The 16,400-nt window shown below is 39.7% G+C and carries 13 protein-coding genes and 4 pseudogenes; 9 read left to right on the top strand and 8 right to left on the bottom strand.

The window, feature by feature from the left end; all coding sequences use genetic code 11:
- Nucleotides 1–170: 170 nt before the first annotated feature.
- A pseudogene (locus J2T13_RS04535) lies at nucleotides 171–422 on the bottom strand (helix-turn-helix domain-containing protein); the annotation flags it as partial.
- Nucleotides 423–616: 194 nt separating this feature from the next.
- Between J2T13_RS04535 and J2T13_RS04530 the strand changes: the two are divergent.
- The 4 genes and pseudogenes from J2T13_RS04530 to J2T13_RS04515 form a co-directional block, all read left to right on the top strand.
- Nucleotides 617–961 (top strand): annotated as a pseudogene (locus J2T13_RS04530) (transposase); the annotation flags it as partial.
- A 477-nt stretch (nucleotides 962–1,438) separates the two neighbouring features.
- Complete coding sequence (locus J2T13_RS04525) at nucleotides 1,439–2,782, top strand: N-acetylmuramoyl-L-alanine amidase (RefSeq protein ID WP_429368744.1); 1,344 nt, start codon at nucleotides 1,439–1,441, stop codon at nucleotides 2,780–2,782.
- A gap of 31 nt (nucleotides 2,783–2,813) precedes the next feature.
- Nucleotides 2,814–3,359 (top strand): GerMN domain-containing protein, encoded by a 546-nt coding sequence (locus J2T13_RS04520; protein ID WP_429368742.1) that lies wholly within the window; start codon nucleotides 2,814–2,816, stop codon nucleotides 3,357–3,359.
- A gap of 416 nt (nucleotides 3,360–3,775) precedes the next feature.
- On the top strand, nucleotides 3,776–4,135 hold the full coding sequence (locus J2T13_RS04515; RefSeq protein ID WP_429368740.1) for a hypothetical protein: 360 nt from the start codon (nucleotides 3,776–3,778) through the stop codon (nucleotides 4,133–4,135).
- Between the two features lie 1,531 nt (nucleotides 4,136–5,666).
- On the opposite strand, the gene J2T13_RS04510 is transcribed toward J2T13_RS04515, so the two are convergent.
- A complete protein-coding gene (locus J2T13_RS04510; protein WP_429368738.1) occupies nucleotides 5,667–6,419 on the bottom strand; it encodes a TetR/AcrR family transcriptional regulator in 753 nt (250 codons plus the stop codon).
- Between the two features lie 17 nt (nucleotides 6,420–6,436).
- Between J2T13_RS04510 and J2T13_RS04505 the strand changes: the two genes are divergently transcribed.
- On the top strand, nucleotides 6,437–7,579 hold the full coding sequence (locus J2T13_RS04505; RefSeq protein ID WP_429368736.1) for a DUF3533 domain-containing protein: 1,143 nt from the start codon (nucleotides 6,437–6,439) through the stop codon (nucleotides 7,577–7,579).
- A 60-nt stretch (nucleotides 7,580–7,639) separates the two neighbouring features.
- Here J2T13_RS04505 and J2T13_RS04500 read toward each other — a convergent pair.
- A pseudogene (locus J2T13_RS04500) lies at nucleotides 7,640–8,088 on the bottom strand (group II intron maturase-specific domain-containing protein).
- Between the two features lie 138 nt (nucleotides 8,089–8,226).
- Here J2T13_RS04500 and J2T13_RS04495 point away from each other — a divergent pair.
- A pseudogene (locus J2T13_RS04495) lies at nucleotides 8,227–8,751 on the top strand (manganese catalase family protein); the annotation flags it as partial.
- Nucleotides 8,752–8,950: 199 nt separating this feature from the next.
- Here the strand turns inward: J2T13_RS04495 and J2T13_RS04490 are convergent.
- A complete protein-coding gene (locus J2T13_RS04490) occupies nucleotides 8,951–9,820 on the bottom strand; it encodes an NAD-dependent epimerase/dehydratase family protein (RefSeq protein WP_429368734.1) in 870 nt (289 codons plus the stop codon).
- Nucleotides 9,821–10,412: 592 nt separating this feature from the next.
- Here J2T13_RS04490 and J2T13_RS04485 point away from each other — a divergent pair.
- Complete coding sequence (locus J2T13_RS04485; RefSeq protein WP_429368732.1) at nucleotides 10,413–11,387, top strand: tRNA dihydrouridine synthase; 975 nt, start codon at nucleotides 10,413–10,415, stop codon at nucleotides 11,385–11,387.
- A gap of 367 nt (nucleotides 11,388–11,754) precedes the next feature.
- Here J2T13_RS04485 and J2T13_RS04480 read toward each other — a convergent pair whose 3' ends face one another.
- Complete coding sequence (locus J2T13_RS04480) at nucleotides 11,755–12,189, bottom strand: GDP-mannose 4,6-dehydratase (protein WP_429368929.1); 435 nt, start codon at nucleotides 12,187–12,189, stop codon at nucleotides 11,755–11,757.
- 113 nt (nucleotides 12,190–12,302) lie between these two features.
- Between J2T13_RS04480 and J2T13_RS04475 the strand changes: the two genes are divergently transcribed.
- On the top strand, nucleotides 12,303–13,007 hold the full coding sequence (locus J2T13_RS04475) for a hypothetical protein (RefSeq protein ID WP_429368730.1): 705 nt from the start codon (nucleotides 12,303–12,305) through the stop codon (nucleotides 13,005–13,007).
- A 226-nt stretch (nucleotides 13,008–13,233) separates the two neighbouring features.
- Nucleotides 13,234–13,668 (top strand): MFS transporter, encoded by a 435-nt coding sequence (locus J2T13_RS04470; RefSeq protein WP_429368728.1) that lies wholly within the window; start codon nucleotides 13,234–13,236, stop codon nucleotides 13,666–13,668.
- 431 nt (nucleotides 13,669–14,099) lie between these two features.
- On the opposite strand, the gene J2T13_RS04465 is transcribed toward J2T13_RS04470, so the two are convergent.
- From J2T13_RS04465 to J2T13_RS04455, 3 genes are all read right to left on the bottom strand, one after another.
- Nucleotides 14,100–14,696 carry a replication-relaxation family protein gene (locus tag J2T13_RS04465; RefSeq protein WP_429368726.1) on the bottom strand — a complete coding sequence of 199 codons (597 nt, stop codon included), beginning with the start codon at nucleotides 14,694–14,696 and terminating at the stop codon, nucleotides 14,100–14,102.
- Complete coding sequence (locus J2T13_RS04460) at nucleotides 14,693–15,925, bottom strand: FtsK/SpoIIIE domain-containing protein (protein WP_429368724.1); 1,233 nt, start codon at nucleotides 15,923–15,925, stop codon at nucleotides 14,693–14,695. The genes J2T13_RS04465 and J2T13_RS04460 overlap by 4 nt, the downstream gene beginning before the upstream one ends.
- A gap of 185 nt (nucleotides 15,926–16,110) precedes the next feature.
- On the bottom strand, nucleotides 16,111–16,326 hold the full coding sequence (locus J2T13_RS04455) for a hypothetical protein (protein WP_429368722.1): 216 nt from the start codon (nucleotides 16,324–16,326) through the stop codon (nucleotides 16,111–16,113).
- Nucleotides 16,327–16,400: the final 74 nt, after the last annotated feature.

The following is a 16,400-nucleotide window of genomic DNA, read 5'->3' as shown; positions in this document are numbered from 1 at the left end:
CAAACATTGCTGAATAGCTATTCGGTAATGGTGATGATATAAGATTTATTAATATTTATGGTCATATGGTATACCCCACAATTGAGTTTATACATAACTATACATTTCATAAAACAGATATAACAATGAAGGTGTTTTGCAATAGAAAGCGCCCTCGTATTTCTAGCGGTTTACACCGTTTTCCTTTGTGGTGTACCTCTGCTCGCGCCAAGCGTCCAGTATAGACCAACGGTAGGTAGATCGTTTTGAAAGTACCACTGCGTTTCCAACCGTTCCATTTTCCAATAGGTATAGAGGATTCCCTCCCCTGTTGATAGTCTTTTTGAAAGAACTTTAGCCTCGTAAACACCCTTCACTTGGTTACGCGTAATCTCTCGTGTTACCGTGGAATGATGCCGCCCAATTTCTTGGGCAATCGCACGAGCATTCCACCCTTAGTTGGCTGCTAGCTGTCGCACGGCATATTACAATCCGTCAAATCAAAAAAACCGCATTATATGCCGGTTGAATCTTCTTTCTCTATTGTCCCCTGAGATGATTCTTTATGTATTTTATCTCTATTGATAGATTAGAGGGGAATTCCAACCGCAAGAGTAAATTCGATTGCGATTAAGAGTTGCTCGGTTACTCTCCGCTTTTACGAAAGTGCTGGGAATGGAACGAAGATTTTACGACTTGGTATAACTATTCACCGAATGTCGAAGTTGCAATACTTGGTTTCAACCGTTGGTGTGAACAGGGCGATAAGATCGACCACGAAGCTGTAAAAAGCGGATTAAAAACGATGCGTAATTGGTAAAATGAGATCATCAATTACCATCGTTGTCGATTGACAAACGCAACCGTAGAAGGTCGTCATAATCGTATCAAAGCTTATCAACGCCGTCATTACTTCACACGTTATCGTCACCGCTCTAAGACTGGGATTTTAGTAGAATGTAATCTCAATCGGCTTAACTAATTAATCAAACACTGATTACGAGGTTGAGCATCTTTTCTTTTTAAGTATAATCGTTAATAAGTTTACTATATCTCCAGTAATCCTGTAATTCAATCTAAACAAATATATTACAATTCTATATTTTTTTCATATAACTCCTCGAATTACATGGAAAATCATGTATAATAATGTAATAATCAAGCAGTTAGTGTTCTTGAGCTAACTTGTGGGTCACAGGAGGTGATTGTTAATACCCCGCATACTTGATGCCTCTCTTCTACTTCAAGAAATCCTGTTGGATCGTTATTGTATTGCTTTATTGATTGGTCGATGGTTCATTTTCCTTTGAAATATTTTTATAAAATGAATTATATATGAGGATACTTTGTAGTTATGTCATTCAGAAAAGCTAGAGTTATATAAGACGTAAATAAACCGAGGTGTAAAATGAAGAAAACAGTACTATTGTTTTTATTTAGCGCACTAATACTATTGTTCATGCCAGTTCAGTCTCATGCAGCAACATCTCAAATAAAAATTATTTTAGATGGCCAGGAACTAAATCTACCTAATGAAGTTGAAGTCGTAAATGCTCGCAACAATATTATGATTCCCATTCGAGTGGTAGCCGAGAACTTAAAGTTTAATGTGAATTGGGATCAAAAAACACAGAATATAAATATTCAACAAGGCTCTAAAGCAATCGCATTAACTGTTGGAAAGCAAGAAGCGACCGTGGGAAACAGTTCGGTTTCGCTCAATATGGCCCCACAAATAATTAAAAATACCGTTGTAGTTCCAATTCGGTTTGTTAGTGAAGGAATGGGCTTGAAGGTAGACTGGAATAACAAAGAAAAGATAGTTACTCTAGCAAGCACTACTTCTCCACCATCGTCTCCTGCCAACGGTAGTCAAAATGACTCGATAACTAACCTTGTTCACGAAATTAATTACCTGAACAATCAACTCGTAGTCTCTTTAGACCGTGAGGTTACTCCAGTGATTACCACACTGAAAAACCCCGACCGTATTGTAGTGGATTTCCCATCTACAAATTTCGGTAATATGAGTCAACCTGTGCCAGTTGAGTCCATGGGAAAGTTGGATACTGGTTATATTCCCAATCTTACTGAAGTACGCTATTCTCTTTTCAAGAACGATCCAGCCCAAGTTCGAATAGTTATTGAATTAAACAATGTAAGTTCGGTTAATTATAATCAACAATACGACGCTGGAAAATTCATTCTTGATCTAAAAATGGTAAACGATCCGACACCAGCAACCCCGATTGGTGGTTCTAGCAAAAAAATTGTAGTTATTGATCCAGGGCATGGAGGAAGTGATCCAGGTACAACAAGTATTACAAACAGATATGAGAAGCAATTTAACCTTGCTTTAGCCCTTAAAGTTCAGGCGATCTTGTTACAAGAGCCCGAAATAGAAGTGGTTATGACTCGCGAAACAGATGTTTATCCTACACGTCCAGAACGGGTTAAATTAGCTAACGATTTAAATGCAGATGTGTTTGTATCCATACATGGAAACAGTGTATCTTCTGCCCCTCAGGTAACGGGGACTGAGACGTTTTATTACCAGCGCGCAAATAGTAAGGAACTTGCAAACATCGTTCATAAGCATTTGGTCAAAGCAATGGGACTAAAGGATCGTGGTGTGAAAAACGGCAGCTTAGAAGTCATTCGAGAAACAACGATGCCCGCAGTTCTTCTAGAAGTGGGTTTTTTAAGTAATAAGTCTGATGAAGAGGCTATGATGTCAGAGAGCGTTCAAACTAAAGCAGCTCAAGCCATCGTAGATGGGATCAAAGAGTATCTGAAGCTATAGGACGGCAAATAAATAAAGAGGATGTGCTTCTATGAAAAAAGGATTTCATCTTGCTATCTTAGTATGTGCAATCAGTTTGTTAACTGTAGGTTGTGGAAACAAGCACACTTCTTCAGGGCCGGTGCAAGGTTCTAATCCTGCAAGTACTGGACTGCCACAGGGAGCTAATCAGGAAGAGAAGAACAAGCAAACTCAAGAAATTCAGGTTTATTACGTTGATGCTCAACTAACCCAACTAGAGAAGAGTACGAAGGAAATTACTTTTAAAGATAACTCTGACAAATACAGTGCGACATTTGCCGCTTTCCAGAGTAAGGATCAAACCGGGTTGATCTCCTTGTGGAACAAGATTGACTTACTGTCAACAAAATTCAATCAAGGAACGTTGATATTAAATGTGCATATTCCGGATGAAGCAAGATTAGGTTCTGGAGGAGAGCTTCTAGCCCTAGATGCACTTAGAGAAACATTTTTTCAGTTTGAGGAAGTTCACAGCATCGATCTGCTTGTCGATGGAGAATCACCTGAAAGTCTAATGGGCCATGCAGAATTGGATCACCCAATAAACCGTGAATAAGGTTTTCTTGAATATAAGCCAAATTTCCGAGGAAATCCCGGGAAAATCTTCATTGATTTTGTTAAGAAAGGTATTGATTCCTTACTAAGGATAGGCATTACTCAGTTTAAGAACTTACTTGCAGTTTTCATTGAATAACTCTTGGTTTGCATATGATTTATTGCTATTGTCAAAGCGCTATTGAAAGTAACAAGAATCACTCTTCTTAAATTGAATATTTAATAGTAGTACCTTTATAGAGTTGAATAATACTATCACTATCTTTTTTTCTTGACGTGTGACAAGAAATTGTACATCACAAAATCATTACTACCATTTTATGGTGCTATATGCTATATTATGTTTATCCTCTTATTTACATATTTAAGTAGGATAGTAAAAAAACATATTTTAGACCATCAAAAGGAGACTCGAACATGTTAAAAAAATTGATTGCTGTTTCTTTAGTTGCTTCAATGGCACTACCGGTATCTGGGGCGTTTGCAGATAGTGTTGAACCTGTTACCCAAAATGCTGTAGATTCTAGTATCACAGTCGCCGAAGGAGCAGGTGACGTTTCTATTTTGAGTGTAACCTGGACAGTCAAAACTGCAACCAATATGAGAGCAACCGCCTCTCCAACTGGAGCATGGGTCGCTTCTTTATATCCTGGTGCGGTTTTATCAGGCGGTCGTAATTTTGTCGTTGTGAACGGAGTCACGTGGGTCCCAGTTACAAGTTATAGTCTTGGAAAATCAGGGTATGTTCAACTTTCAGCTTTGGAGGAGACTGGCTGAGAACTATGAGGCTTGTTAGCCGTGAAGACTAGGGATCTCTTTATTAAGAAATATCCAATCGCGTTTTTCAAAGCGATTGGATATTTCTGATTGAGAAGTACACATTCAAATCTTGCAATAGCATCAAAAGATCTGGTGACCCTCATTCTCAGGATCATAGGCAAACTCGATCTATGCTCCCATAATTGCATTTTTTTGAAAACAGTTCTGAACGTTCTATCCTTTCACTATCGCCATCCTCATAAACCAATCACATTCATCCATACGACGTATCAGCCCTCTTTGATTCTCTTTCATATTATTTTTATTCACTTAACATCCTCGCCAACAATAATTTTCCAACTACCGAACGGTTTGAGACCGAGCCTGGTGATTCCGGCCTGCTTAATATAAAAGCAGTGGTATAACCTTCCAAATAAAATAAAATTGGAGGGTTATTTGCCTTACATGTTTTTAAATATACAATATGAATAAGCTTCACTTTACTGGTAATCTTGACAAGCTATTAGCTGGTATAGCTGAACAAAGGCAGCCGATCCACTGACCATCTGCCTTTGTGTCTTTATTGAATTATCGTATCATTAACAAAGAAAAGTTTTTCACCTCTTAGCAGATAATATAGTTCAAAGCCATCATGGAAATGAGTACTCCTCATTTCTGCATAACTTTCAATTGTAAGATCATCCATCGTACTGCTCCTTCTTCTTCAATTTTTGTAGATACAGTGAAATTCAACTGCCTTCCCAATAAGCATATCTATTAAGACTATGTCTTGAAGATGAAGTATGTGAAACTTTGTGAGTGGACTCAGATCAATATTTAGAGCACAACCTACATTTAGTAACACTATTATAATCTACACAGCGAGGTATTCGATGATTCAATAGTTCTAGTCTTGAGCGGTTTCAACTACTCATTAGCAAGCCGTCCAGTAGGAACCTCATGGGTAGTCTCATATACACGGCAGTTCGCTATGGTATCTAACCATGAAAGTACCTGTTGATTTAGATCGTGTAGTCCTATAAATGCCTTAGCATTGACGCTATTAAAGTAAAAAGCGTGAGGAATTACATAAAATAAAGGTACATTTTCACAGATTCGTAAAGAACACGTTTTTCATTGGTCTCGCGCTTAGCTGTCAGGATCTTCTAATCAAGCATTTTTCACAGTAACACTAGAAACTAAATCAAGCATCGTATATATGGATTCACATTCAAAGATTCAATTATTACAAAATTGGTTAAATATGGATTATCTATAGAAGAGAACACGTCATAATATTTTATTAAATCGATATAAAAGGAGAAGGAATCTAAGAGAAGAGTTCTAGCAATATATAATTTTTGAAGAACTTGTATGAAAAAAAATTTTTTAGAAGAAGCCAAATAATGAAAAGTTCAAGAAAAGCTGTTACTTTCACCGTATTAGCCATCGGACTAGTATTTTCAGCGACAGCTACATATGGCTAAATTTCAAAAGCATCCACTGAATCGATACAGCCAGACAAAGCCAGTGTTGAAAAAAAGTAACATCATTCAAGAAAATATTCTAATCCACTTGCTCTAAAGGGGCCTTCAATCATAATTTGAGATAAAAGCATGGCCATCTCTTTCGGAGTTTGCTGAATATTATTCTCTAACCAATATCGAATTAAGCCTATATGCGCCGAGGATACGTATATGATAAGAATATCTAAAGGAATGTTTAATTGTTCCAACGGAACCTGTGTCAAAATACGCTCATGCATACGTTTAATTAGGAGTTGACTTGTTTTTTCTTGAAAAGATATATCGTTATTAGGACCCAGAAGCACCTTCATGAGCGCTCTTTCTACGTTAAAATATTCATAGACCTTAATAAGGGATAGAAAAGAGATCTGCTTTTCAAGGGTATCCTTTAAAGAGTTCATCGTGACTTCATCCATCGCCTCCTCAATTTTCTTGAATATTTCTGCTTCATATTTGTCCAATAGATCGAATTTATCTAAATAGTGCTTATAAAAAGTCGTTCGATTAATGTTAGCTCTCTCCGTTATATCGAGTACTGTGAGTTCATTGAAGCTCTTCTCTTGCATCAAAGCAATGAAGGCTTCTTTAATGTCCAATCGCGTCTTCGTTATCCGTCTATCTTGCTTATCCAAGTCATCACCTCCAATGGTATATAAGAGACAATTAGTGTAGAAGTGTTTCTTAATCGACACTTTCATGTAAATTGCTGATCGCTTATCTCTTGGCTCCATCATATAATCAAAATGCACGATAAGCAACGCTGTGTAGATTATCATGAAAGGATGGGGTCAGGATGAAAGGGAATCGTTATATCGGTATCGCATTTATTCTTGTATTAGCTATACAACTCGTATTTTTGTCCACACAAATTCCGGGGGTATATTCATCACCAGAAAATTTACCGATTGGGATTGTAGTAGCAGATCAAGGTGCTCTTGGTCAAACATTAGTAGATACAATCATGGAGAAATCAACAACTGATCACACCGGTCGTGAGCCGATGATCAAATGGGTACCGATCGAGAGCGAGCAAGAAATGAACACGCAAATGGCAGATAAAGAACTTTACGGCGCTATCGTTATTCCAGCTAACTTCTCAGAACAATATGCTACGTTGCAAACAGCAACACCTATTTCTGCAGAAATGCTGCTATATGTAAACCAAGGTAAGAATACTGCCGTTGCTAGCGTCGTTAGTCAAACTTTAAATACGCTTGCTACACAAGTAAATAAAGTAATGAGTCAACAACTATTCACAGCATTTGAACAACAAAATCTACCACTTACTGTGGAACAAGCTCGTATATTTAGTACACCCATAGTTGCGAGTACAACCACCTTGTTTGAAACGGGAGAATTAAGTAATGCACCTCTTTCTTTTTTCCAACCCATCTGGCTCGCTACGTATAGTGCTATATTAATTTGGATGCTTGGCAAAAAGCGTATATTCTCAACAGTTGTCGATCAGTTGAAGTTCAGAGGTTATCAAGTACTTATCTCCATTGCATTAGGTATATTTACGGGTTTCACACTGACTGCATTATCCTCTTGGATGCTAGGCTATGAATTTGATAGCTTTATGACCGTTGCCTTATTCTTAACGATTTCAAGTGTCAGCTTTGGATTATTAATTCTCGGCTTAGCTTCTTGGATTGGATTTGGAGCATTACCCATCTTAATCTTACTCATGTTCTTCGGAGCACCATTGCTACAGTTAGCGCCTGAAATGATGCCATCTTTCTATGCAGATTGGGTATATCCATGGTTACCCATGCGATTTATGTTTGATGGAATAAAAGACATTCTATTCTTTGAAGGAAGTGTATGGAATAATAGTACACCGATTTTAGTAGCCATTGCAGTTCTAGGAATGTTCTTAACCTTCGCTAAAGGGACTGCTAAAGCAGCTGAAAAAGATCAAGAAAAAAGTGCTTAAAATCCTTAATAACAACCTTTAATAACAACCTTTAATAACAATCGGGTAGGAGGCTACTCATTAGTTGAATAGCCGACCTCCCACACCACCGTACGTACCGTTCGGTATACGGCGGTTCCTTAGTTCACGTAGTGACTTGTCGATAGTAATCTGAAAAGAATAGGAATCCGAGTCCTTTAATCGTGTTGTTTCCGAGGGATTTACTGAGGATGGGGCTATTGGAGATTCTCCAGTAGCTCTTTCTTGTATAGGCGTATTCCCATCCTTCTGTTTAGGAATTCCGAGTGTCTGTAACCTTACAAACTTTGTCCTCACTCGTTTCCATTGTTTCCAGTAAATCATTCGGATGCATCTTCTCATCCATTCATCCGTCACTTGGAGCAGCTTCTTCATATCCGCTATTTTGAATAGTTTACCCATCCCATGATATAGCGTCTAAACTCCCTTGCTCGGTCTTCATTTCCTATTCCTTTGCTTCTTGCTGTATGTTCTTTTACTTTCGCTTTCATCTTTGCAATGGATTTAGGGTGAATTCTGACCCTCGCTTCTCCTTTAGACTTGTAAAATGAGAGTCCCTTCGAAGTGGTATACTCGTAAAAGTACATGGAGATCGAAAGAGAGCTGAAAAAGAAATAGGTTTACAAATGGTAGAGATCGCTCAAAGTACTATTAATCAATTATTAATTGGTGCAGGGGACAATGAAGTTGGGAATGTAGGAATTGGCGGTGCTCCTCTTAACGAAGCTGTTAAACATGCAAACCCGCATCATTTCATCATGGGCGCTCAAAGTTTACTTTCTGTTGATGCAGGAGGGAATGTATCATGGGTGTATAGTCATGGAAATTTAGTAGCAGACATGTTAAACAACGTGGTTCTTGAATCGACTGGTGTATTACAAAGCTCTAGGATTTACGAGATGAGTTCCAATAAAGCCTTTAGAGAAACTTTAGAGTTTTTGATTTTTCGAGATAACGCTCACCAAAATGCTTTTGTAAAAGCTCCTGAGACTTTAGGTGTTAATTGGGGTGAAATATTCCCAATTCCAAACTATGACATCAATAAATATCCTGAATGTCGAAAATATGTTGATTTGGGTTATCATATTGCGTAATTTATTTTAGATACAACAAATATAAGAAATATATTCAAAGATAAATCACCAAGTAGAAATGATGTAGGTTCGATTGTGCTGGAAGCACTAACAGAGCATAGAACCGCACAATATAAGGTTAGAATGCTATATCACCAAACATGTTTATCTTCACGTAATGAAACGTAAAAAAGAAGCCTCCCAAAAGTTCGTAGAACTCACGAGAGGCTTATAATATACAAACTTATTTTACCCATCCGTCACTCTACCCTATTACCAACTATTGCTCCAAAATATAATATTGTGCCTGCCATCCTAATAATTGTTTCGCCTTTTTGCTAGATAAGAGTGTCGCTCTACCCTCAAGTGACGCACGAATGTCGGTTACTCCAGGTAAGTAACGGTTCACTAATTGCTGTGTAGGTTGATCAGATGATATATCATCCGCAGCAAGGTTTAAGACTACCGCTCCGAGTCCATCTATCTCAATGGCCAGACGACAAGCGGTTGCTACATCTCTCGCATCGATGTAACTCCATAGAATACGCAGTCGGTCTTCTGGATGATCAAAGCGTGCCTTCACTTCAGCATAACGCTCAGGCACTAGAATGTTGCCCAATCGGAAGCTTACGACTTGCATTCCTGTACGGCGGTTGAACGTTTCTGCCGTCAGCTCATTCACGATCTTCGATAATCCGTAACTATCCTCAGGTAGCTGAGGATGCTGTTCATCCATCGGCAAATACTTCGGTTCAAAGAACTCACTCGCAAAGCAAATTCCGTAGGAAGATTCGCTCGATGCAATGACTACTTTACCAATATTATAATTCGCTGCTGCTTCCAATATGTTATATGTACTCATCACATTATTTCGATAGCATACTTCATTAGGGTGCGTATAGGCTTGCGGGATGGCTGCAAAATGTATAATCCCTGCTACCTCTTGTCGGTGTCCTCCCGCATACTGAGAAAGAACATTATGAACCTGTCCCAGATCAGTTAGATCCGTAATGATCGTCCGACAAATAGGCTCATCTGGAACCTTTACATCTAGATTGATGACTTCATAATTGTGTTCTACAAAATGCTTTAATATCCATTTCCCTGCCAACCCACTACCTCCGGTGACGATTACCCGTTGTTTACTCATGATTACCTCCTTAAATGTCCAGATCATAGCTTATCTAATATAGCGCTTACATCATTCATTATATCTACATGTATAGTGAACTGTAAACAGCGCGCGCCTCATTTCGGCTACGCACTAAATTCGTCTCATTGTCTTGTGTAAAATTCCTCAGCAGTATCGCTTTGTTAATCTTACTTTATACCATGATGGAAACTTTGATTCTGCTGCTCTCCATCGCCGCTTCAATGATTCGAATCACTTGGATTAGACTTTGATGAGAATACAATTAACAAACCTAACACCACATTCACTTAGACATACTCACACACACATCCAACTTCTTTTATTAACATTTTGAAGTTTCCCGTCCAGGAAACCCTTGAGGTTCGTGGCCAACTGGTGGTCAAGCATTTGAATCGTCCATTACAACACATGTGTTGTATGCGGGAACATGTGCATCAAACGAAAAGAAATGATACTATGTATGATGGATAAAGGACTTTGCAATAGCTAAAATCGATTTTATATATTAAGCCCATGCTTCCGATGCGACTTTTCAGTTGCGGGATGCATAGTCAAGATGTACAACTGAAAAGTTTAAGGAGGAGATCATATGAGTAACGAACAAAATTTTTGGCTTGATTTACCAAAGCCGTTTTTTATATTAGCACCCATGGAAGATGTTACAGATGTTGTATTTCGTCACGTCATTAGTACAGCTGCAAAACCCGACGTATTTTTCACGGAATTCACTAATACAGAAAGTTATTGTCACCCTTTAGGAAAAGACAGCACACGTGGTCGATTAACGTTCACAGAAGATGAACAACCGATCGTCGCTCATATTTGGGGCAATAAACCTGCACTTTTTGAACAGATGAGTATTGATATGAAAAAACTTGGTTTTCGTGGTATCGATTTAAACATGGGATGCCCAGTACAAAACGTCGCATCCAATGGAAAAGGGGCTGGATTAATACATCATCCTGAAGTTGCAGCAGAAATTATTCAAGCAGCAAAAGCTGGTGGATTGCCGGTTAGTGTTAAAACAAGATTAGGTTACTCTAATATCGACGAGTGGCGCGATTGGTTAGAACATATATTGAAACAAGATATTGCGAATCTTTCCATTCACCTTCGTACAAAAAAAGAGATGAGTAAAGTAGATGCACACTGGGAACTAATCCCTGAAATAATAAAATTACGCGATGAAATTGCTCCAAATACGTTGTTAACCATTAATGGAGATATTCCTGACCGCGCAACAGGATTAAAATTAGTAGAACAATACGGCGTTGATGGAGTCATGATTGGCCGCGGCATTTTCACCAATCCATTTGCTTTTGAAAAAGAACATAAAGAACATAGTGCGAAGGATTTTCTCAATTTACTTCTTTTACAGTTGGATCTTCACGATAAATATTCAAAAGAAACCCCACGTTTATTTAAACCACTTCTTCGCTTTTTCAAAATCTATGTTCGTGGATTTAGAGGCGCAGGCGAACTAAGAAACCAATTAATGGATACCACGTCAACAGATGAAGTACGTCGTTTAGTTATACCTGTTTTAGATCAAGAATTAGATTGAAGCATATCCACCTGTGCATGATTAAAAAAAATGAGAGACCTCCCAAAAGTTCAATGAACTCTTGAAAGGTCTCTCATTTTTGCACGATGTGGTCAAACGGAGTTTTCTCTCAAGGAAACACTTGATGCTAAAGACTTCTCAGCCTGATTACCGCATGGAGCGTTTTCCTGCTCCATCGGCTAAATCAATTGGATTATCTGCAAGCAGAGCATTGAAGAGATTTTGTTACAATTAACTTTTACCATATTTACTTTTTGTTACTTTTTTTATTTTAATATTGTAATATATGGAATAATAATCTATTGTATTTAGTAGGAGTTTCGGCGGCTTCCCTAGAAGAGCGTTCGTAATGACCAGTGGTACCAGCTTATCCGCTGTCTAGAATGGCTCGTAATTGTTTGCACAGCGTGTGATGATAGTATCCGTGCCGAAGGTTTGGGTGGTAGGACTGAGTGAGTAGATCGCATGCTGCCTTGCTGGCCGCATATGGGCTTACAGGTGCGAAGCCAGCAGATTCGTTTATGTTACTTCCCTTGGGAATAGGTCCATACACCTCTACAAAGGAGATTTGAACGACGCGCTTAACACTGTGCTTGCGACACATGTCGAGCACCTTCTGCGCTCCAATAATATTAGCGCCAATAAGTGTACCCGGCGTTTCCAGACTCCGGTCTACGTGAGTCTGAGCAGCCAGGTTAACTACGACATCTATGCCAAGCTCGAAGGCTCGTTCTAGTGCTACATCGTTCTCTACCGTTCCGTCGACAAATACATGATTTCCCCTTAAAAGAAATGACTCAATAATCTTCTGCCGGCTTCTGCTGCGACGAGGAGGCAGTTTATTAACTTGATAAACTAATCAGATTAGTTTCATGTTATTCTTAGTTATTAAATAGAAAGGGTGTTTGCATAACCATGAATACCAAATCCATGCCTAACATGAATTACATACAGAAAGGTAGTTTGCCTCTAAGAACTTCCCTGTTCCGAGTTCGATTCGCTGCAATACTTCTAGCAGTAGCAGGTTTACTGTTCGCCATTTACCCCTTCCTTCGTCCTTTCTCTGATGAAGTATCTCTGCAGGGCGCAACTGCATTTGCTTCCGTCGAATGGCTCGTCTCTCATCTCATTGCGATGCTTGCCTTTATTCTTCTGACCTTTGGTCTTTACGGCGTGTATGTAGTTCTTCAGGAAACAAACGTCGAGCGAATAGCATTTCGCGGACTTATCCTGAGCTGGCTGGGAACCGCCTTGACGTTGCCATTTTACGGGGCAGAGGTGTTCGGGCTCCAGGTCATCGGACAAGAAGCGGTGAAGCTGCAGACTGTGGAGTTGCTAAAATTGGCAAATCAGATTCGGACTGGTCCTGGATTCTTCATCATTATCGTCGGACTTATGCTGCTCGGCCTCGGATTGGTCATGATGGCCTCCGCGTTATGGAAGTCGCGTTTATTTCCCAAGTGGGTTGGAGTTCCACTTGCAGTAGGTTTTTTGATGTATTTGCCCCAGTATGCCGCTACGCAACCGCTACGTGTAGCTCATGGTTTATTGATTACTGCAGGCTGTTTGTGGATGGCCGTATGTATCATAAAACATGTTAACCGGGGATGGAACAAATGACTATAAGCAAACACCATATGAGATTTATTTTAGCTGGACTGATGCTGGGGATTTTGATGGCATCCATAGTTAGCCAATTGTCACGACAGCTATGGGTACGATTGTCGGCGAACTAGGCGGCTTGGATAAGTTCGTATGAGTCTCATCGGTATACAGATTTCAGAAATGGCAGAGATGTCATTTTACTTATTTTGTATCGAGCCATCCAAGGGATTGGATGTGCGCATTGATTCCGATCGCCTTCACCCTCATGTATGATCTCATGCCTGTAGAACAAAGGGGAAAGCTTGGTGGCATTTTTGGCGCTGTATTCGGCCTTGCAAGTATTTTCGGACCCGTATTGGGGGGGGCATTTACGCTTGTCAGTGCTGTCGTCAGTCTCATGATCGTGCTCAAGCTCGGGGGTAAACTGTTTCCTTGGGACTCACTCCCAATCATTGGTTTATTCTCTGCTTTCGTGGTGCTGGTTATTCTATTCTTCGTAGCGGAGACTCGTGCTGCCGAACCTATCATCTCATTGCAAATGTTCTCAAGCCGTCTGTATTCAACAAGCAATGCTATCGCTGTCACTGCGGGAACAGCTTTTGTTACTTCCTCCGTCTATATTCCCATCTACATTCAGGGTGTACTTGGCGGTTCAGCAGTGGAATTCTTACAATAGTCATAATTTTATCTCTCCCCATTATGTATTATAAATTGAACGTAATCTTAATTTATTGGAATAGTCAATAGAAAAATGAAAAAAATTAACGTATATGTCATAGTCGAAAAGGCCTCTCAGATAATCCTGAGAGGCCTCTAAATTATACAATTGTGGTCAAAATGTGGTCTTTCAGGGTTTCCTATCAAGGAAACCCTTGATGCATAAGGGTTTGTGACCCTTATTACATCATGCCGCCCATTCCATGTACATTAATATGTCGTTTCCCGCGAAATGATCAAATACACCACGAACCTTTATATTTCAAGGGTTCGTGGTGTATTCTTGTCCGGGACAAACAGTTTGTTTATTCGCGTTTCCCATAACTTAATGTCGCTCCTGTGGGATGGGTGTGGGATGGAGTCGATTTGAGACACTTCCTACTCTTGTTTTCATTTCACTTGTTTCAACATCTCTTCCGCACTATTCTGAATCACCCTAAACGGTCGAATACCTGTGGAATATTTACCTACACCGATGATCCAAACATAGGGAAACACTTTCTTATCTTTAGGCTGCCACGACTCCTTTTGCCATTCGCCACTATTGTAGTAAAGTTCATAACGGTCAATCTTAGCTTTCATAACCTTATCCGTGTATGTTGTGCGCTGGACCTCCACGAAAAAAGGTGTTCCCTTCCAAATCATAAAGATGTCAGGCTCCATGTATCCAGTTCCGTATTTTGGTTCAACGATAAATTCTTTAGGTGTGACACTCCTGCGAACGTCTTTATAAAACTGAGCTATTAATAGGAAGTGATTTATTTTTTGTGAGTCCTTTTTCATTTTTAAAGCATATGGAAAGTAGATGTATTTCCTACGTTCCGTAGAACATTTAATGAGTCCATCCCTCCGCATTCGCTTAAGAACAATATTCGCCTGTGTTATAGGCTGTTTCGTATGAGAGAAGTGCAATTCAGCGACATCGTCACGAGTTAAGCACCTGAAGCGTTCTAGGTCGTTCAGGATAACCTTATCTCGTGCATTCATCCTAACATACCCATTTCAATTTCATCCTCTTCATTATCTCCTTCAACCTCCTGTGATTCCTCTGTGATGTCAATGCGATCACCCTTGTCAACCCCGCCCTTAGACCACTTGAAAGGCGCTAGTAAAGCCCTAGCCTCTGGCACACCAAGATAAGACCCTTGGACAGCGCTGATTCCGTCAAACTTCATGTACATCTTGCCTTTTTCGCTGTTTTTAATATGGGCAGACTCGCCACTACTAATAGTTATACGACTGTTGATTTCGTCCGAATGCCTAAAGCCAAACCGCACCGTTAGATTATTTTTTAACTTTCCATCAAGCACATTAGCGTCAGGGCGTTGCATGGATAAAATAAGATACACCCCTAAAGCTCTGCCTATCGTACTAATCCATTCGATTCCGTCCATGATGTCGCGGTCTTTTTTAAGCAAAGCCACTTCATCAATTGCAAAAACAATGTATGGCGGTCTGATTTCTTTTGGGAGTTGGTTAACGTGTTCCATTTCGTGCAATTCTAATAGCCTTCCGCGCTTTTCCAGCTCTCTTTGTAACTTCATTACAACTCGTAATATTTCAGGCGGTGTTGTCGCTACATCTATGGCTATGCCCTTGAAAAGATGAAATTCAGACCTTTTCAGATCCGCACAATATAGTTCAAGTCCATCAACGGTTTTTATCAAGGTAGTTAAAACGGAACGGATGCATGCAGATTTGCCACTGCCCGGTTCCCCTGCAATGAGCAAATTAGGATTAGGAACCATATCGTACACAACATACCCATTTCGATCCTTACCAGCATATATAGGCAACTCAACCCCCTGAACATGTGTTTTAACAGCTTCTATGTCATAACTGTACTGTTCAACAGATTCGCCGTAAGCTTTCAATACGAACGTCCTAGAATCGTCATTCATGTGCAGCTCCGAAAACTCCCCAAACACTTGTTTAAACAACCATTCCTTTTCAGTTACAACAGAAGGATCGATTCCGATAGGTAAAGTAAACACAGCCTCATTCCGATCAAAATACATCTTAACTCTTTTAATCTTCGGATAACTTCGGAGCTCCTTCTTTTTATATCCCACGATCTTTAAGAAAACTTCACCTGTTTTAAATAATCCCTCTAACTTCCTCCTCATCACATTTTCAGGCAAACCACGATATACCATATATGCAGATGTCGCACTACCCACAGCACCAGCAAGCAGCGTTGTTGAACTTGTGATCATTCACTTCCCTCCCTCACTTCGTTCCTCCGCTCCGCTCCGCTCCGCTCTAACATTTCTTTAAAACATTGTCATATCAAACCCTTTTGCTTGTATTACATAGGTATTGATAAATGAGTATTTATCCATGTAATTAATTGATTTCTACATAAGTAATTGGAATTTAGTTGCATAAGTAAGTGCATATGTTACCAAGTGCCATTTACATGTAGTATCATCCCTGCATACCTAAACAAATCACGCCAAGCGGACAAACATATCCCAGCACAAACTACGTGGGTTAGGATCCTTAATCCCAGCACATAACCCCCATGTCCTGCATACTCCATACGCCTTTCGATCATATGAGACGCAACGCCTACAGCTGCCAAACCAATAAATGGGGTCCAGCTCAATACCAACATTTCATTTATCCTCCTTCAAAAACTCTTCACAGGGTCCACATAAACGATAACCGTGCTCACCAATAACTGTTAAC

The organism is Paenibacillus sp. DS2015 (genome assembly GCF_050433705.1).
GTDB lineage: Bacteria > Bacillota > Bacilli > Paenibacillales > Paenibacillaceae > Paenibacillus_AQ.
The sequence above is the reverse complement of the archived record's forward strand: the minus strand, read 5'-3'. Positions and strand labels throughout refer to the sequence as shown.

What these genes read in the sequence shown, in the direction of transcription:
- J2T13_RS04525 (WP_429368744.1), top strand. Translation starts at nt 1,439, where the DNA reads ATGCCAGTTCAGTCTCATGCAGCAACATCTCAAATAAAAATTATTTTA.
- J2T13_RS04520 (WP_429368742.1), top strand. Translation starts at nt 2,814, where the DNA reads ATGAAAAAAGGATTTCATCTTGCTATCTTAGTATGTGCAATCAGTTTG.
- J2T13_RS04515 (WP_429368740.1), top strand. Translation starts at nt 3,776, where the DNA reads ATGTTAAAAAAATTGATTGCTGTTTCTTTAGTTGCTTCAATGGCACTA.
- J2T13_RS04510 (WP_429368738.1), bottom strand. Translation starts at nt 6,419, where the DNA reads ATGATAATCTACACAGCGTTGCTTATCGTGCATTTTGATTATATGATG.
- J2T13_RS04505 (WP_429368736.1), top strand. Translation starts at nt 6,437, where the DNA reads ATGAAAGGGAATCGTTATATCGGTATCGCATTTATTCTTGTATTAGCT.
- J2T13_RS04490 (WP_429368734.1), bottom strand. Translation starts at nt 9,820, where the DNA reads ATGAGTAAACAACGGGTAATCGTCACCGGAGGTAGTGGGTTGGCAGGG.
- J2T13_RS04485 (WP_429368732.1), top strand. Translation starts at nt 10,413, where the DNA reads ATGAGTAACGAACAAAATTTTTGGCTTGATTTACCAAAGCCGTTTTTT.
- J2T13_RS04475 (WP_429368730.1), top strand. Translation starts at nt 12,303, where the DNA reads ATGAATACCAAATCCATGCCTAACATGAATTACATACAGAAAGGTAGT.
- J2T13_RS04465 (WP_429368726.1), bottom strand. Translation starts at nt 14,696, where the DNA reads ATGAATGCACGAGATAAGGTTATCCTGAACGACCTAGAACGCTTCAGG.
- J2T13_RS04460 (WP_429368724.1), bottom strand. Translation starts at nt 15,925, where the DNA reads ATGATCACAAGTTCAACAACGCTGCTTGCTGGTGCTGTGGGTAGTGCG.
- J2T13_RS04455 (WP_429368722.1), bottom strand. Translation starts at nt 16,326, where the DNA reads ATGTTGGTATTGAGCTGGACCCCATTTATTGGTTTGGCAGCTGTAGGC.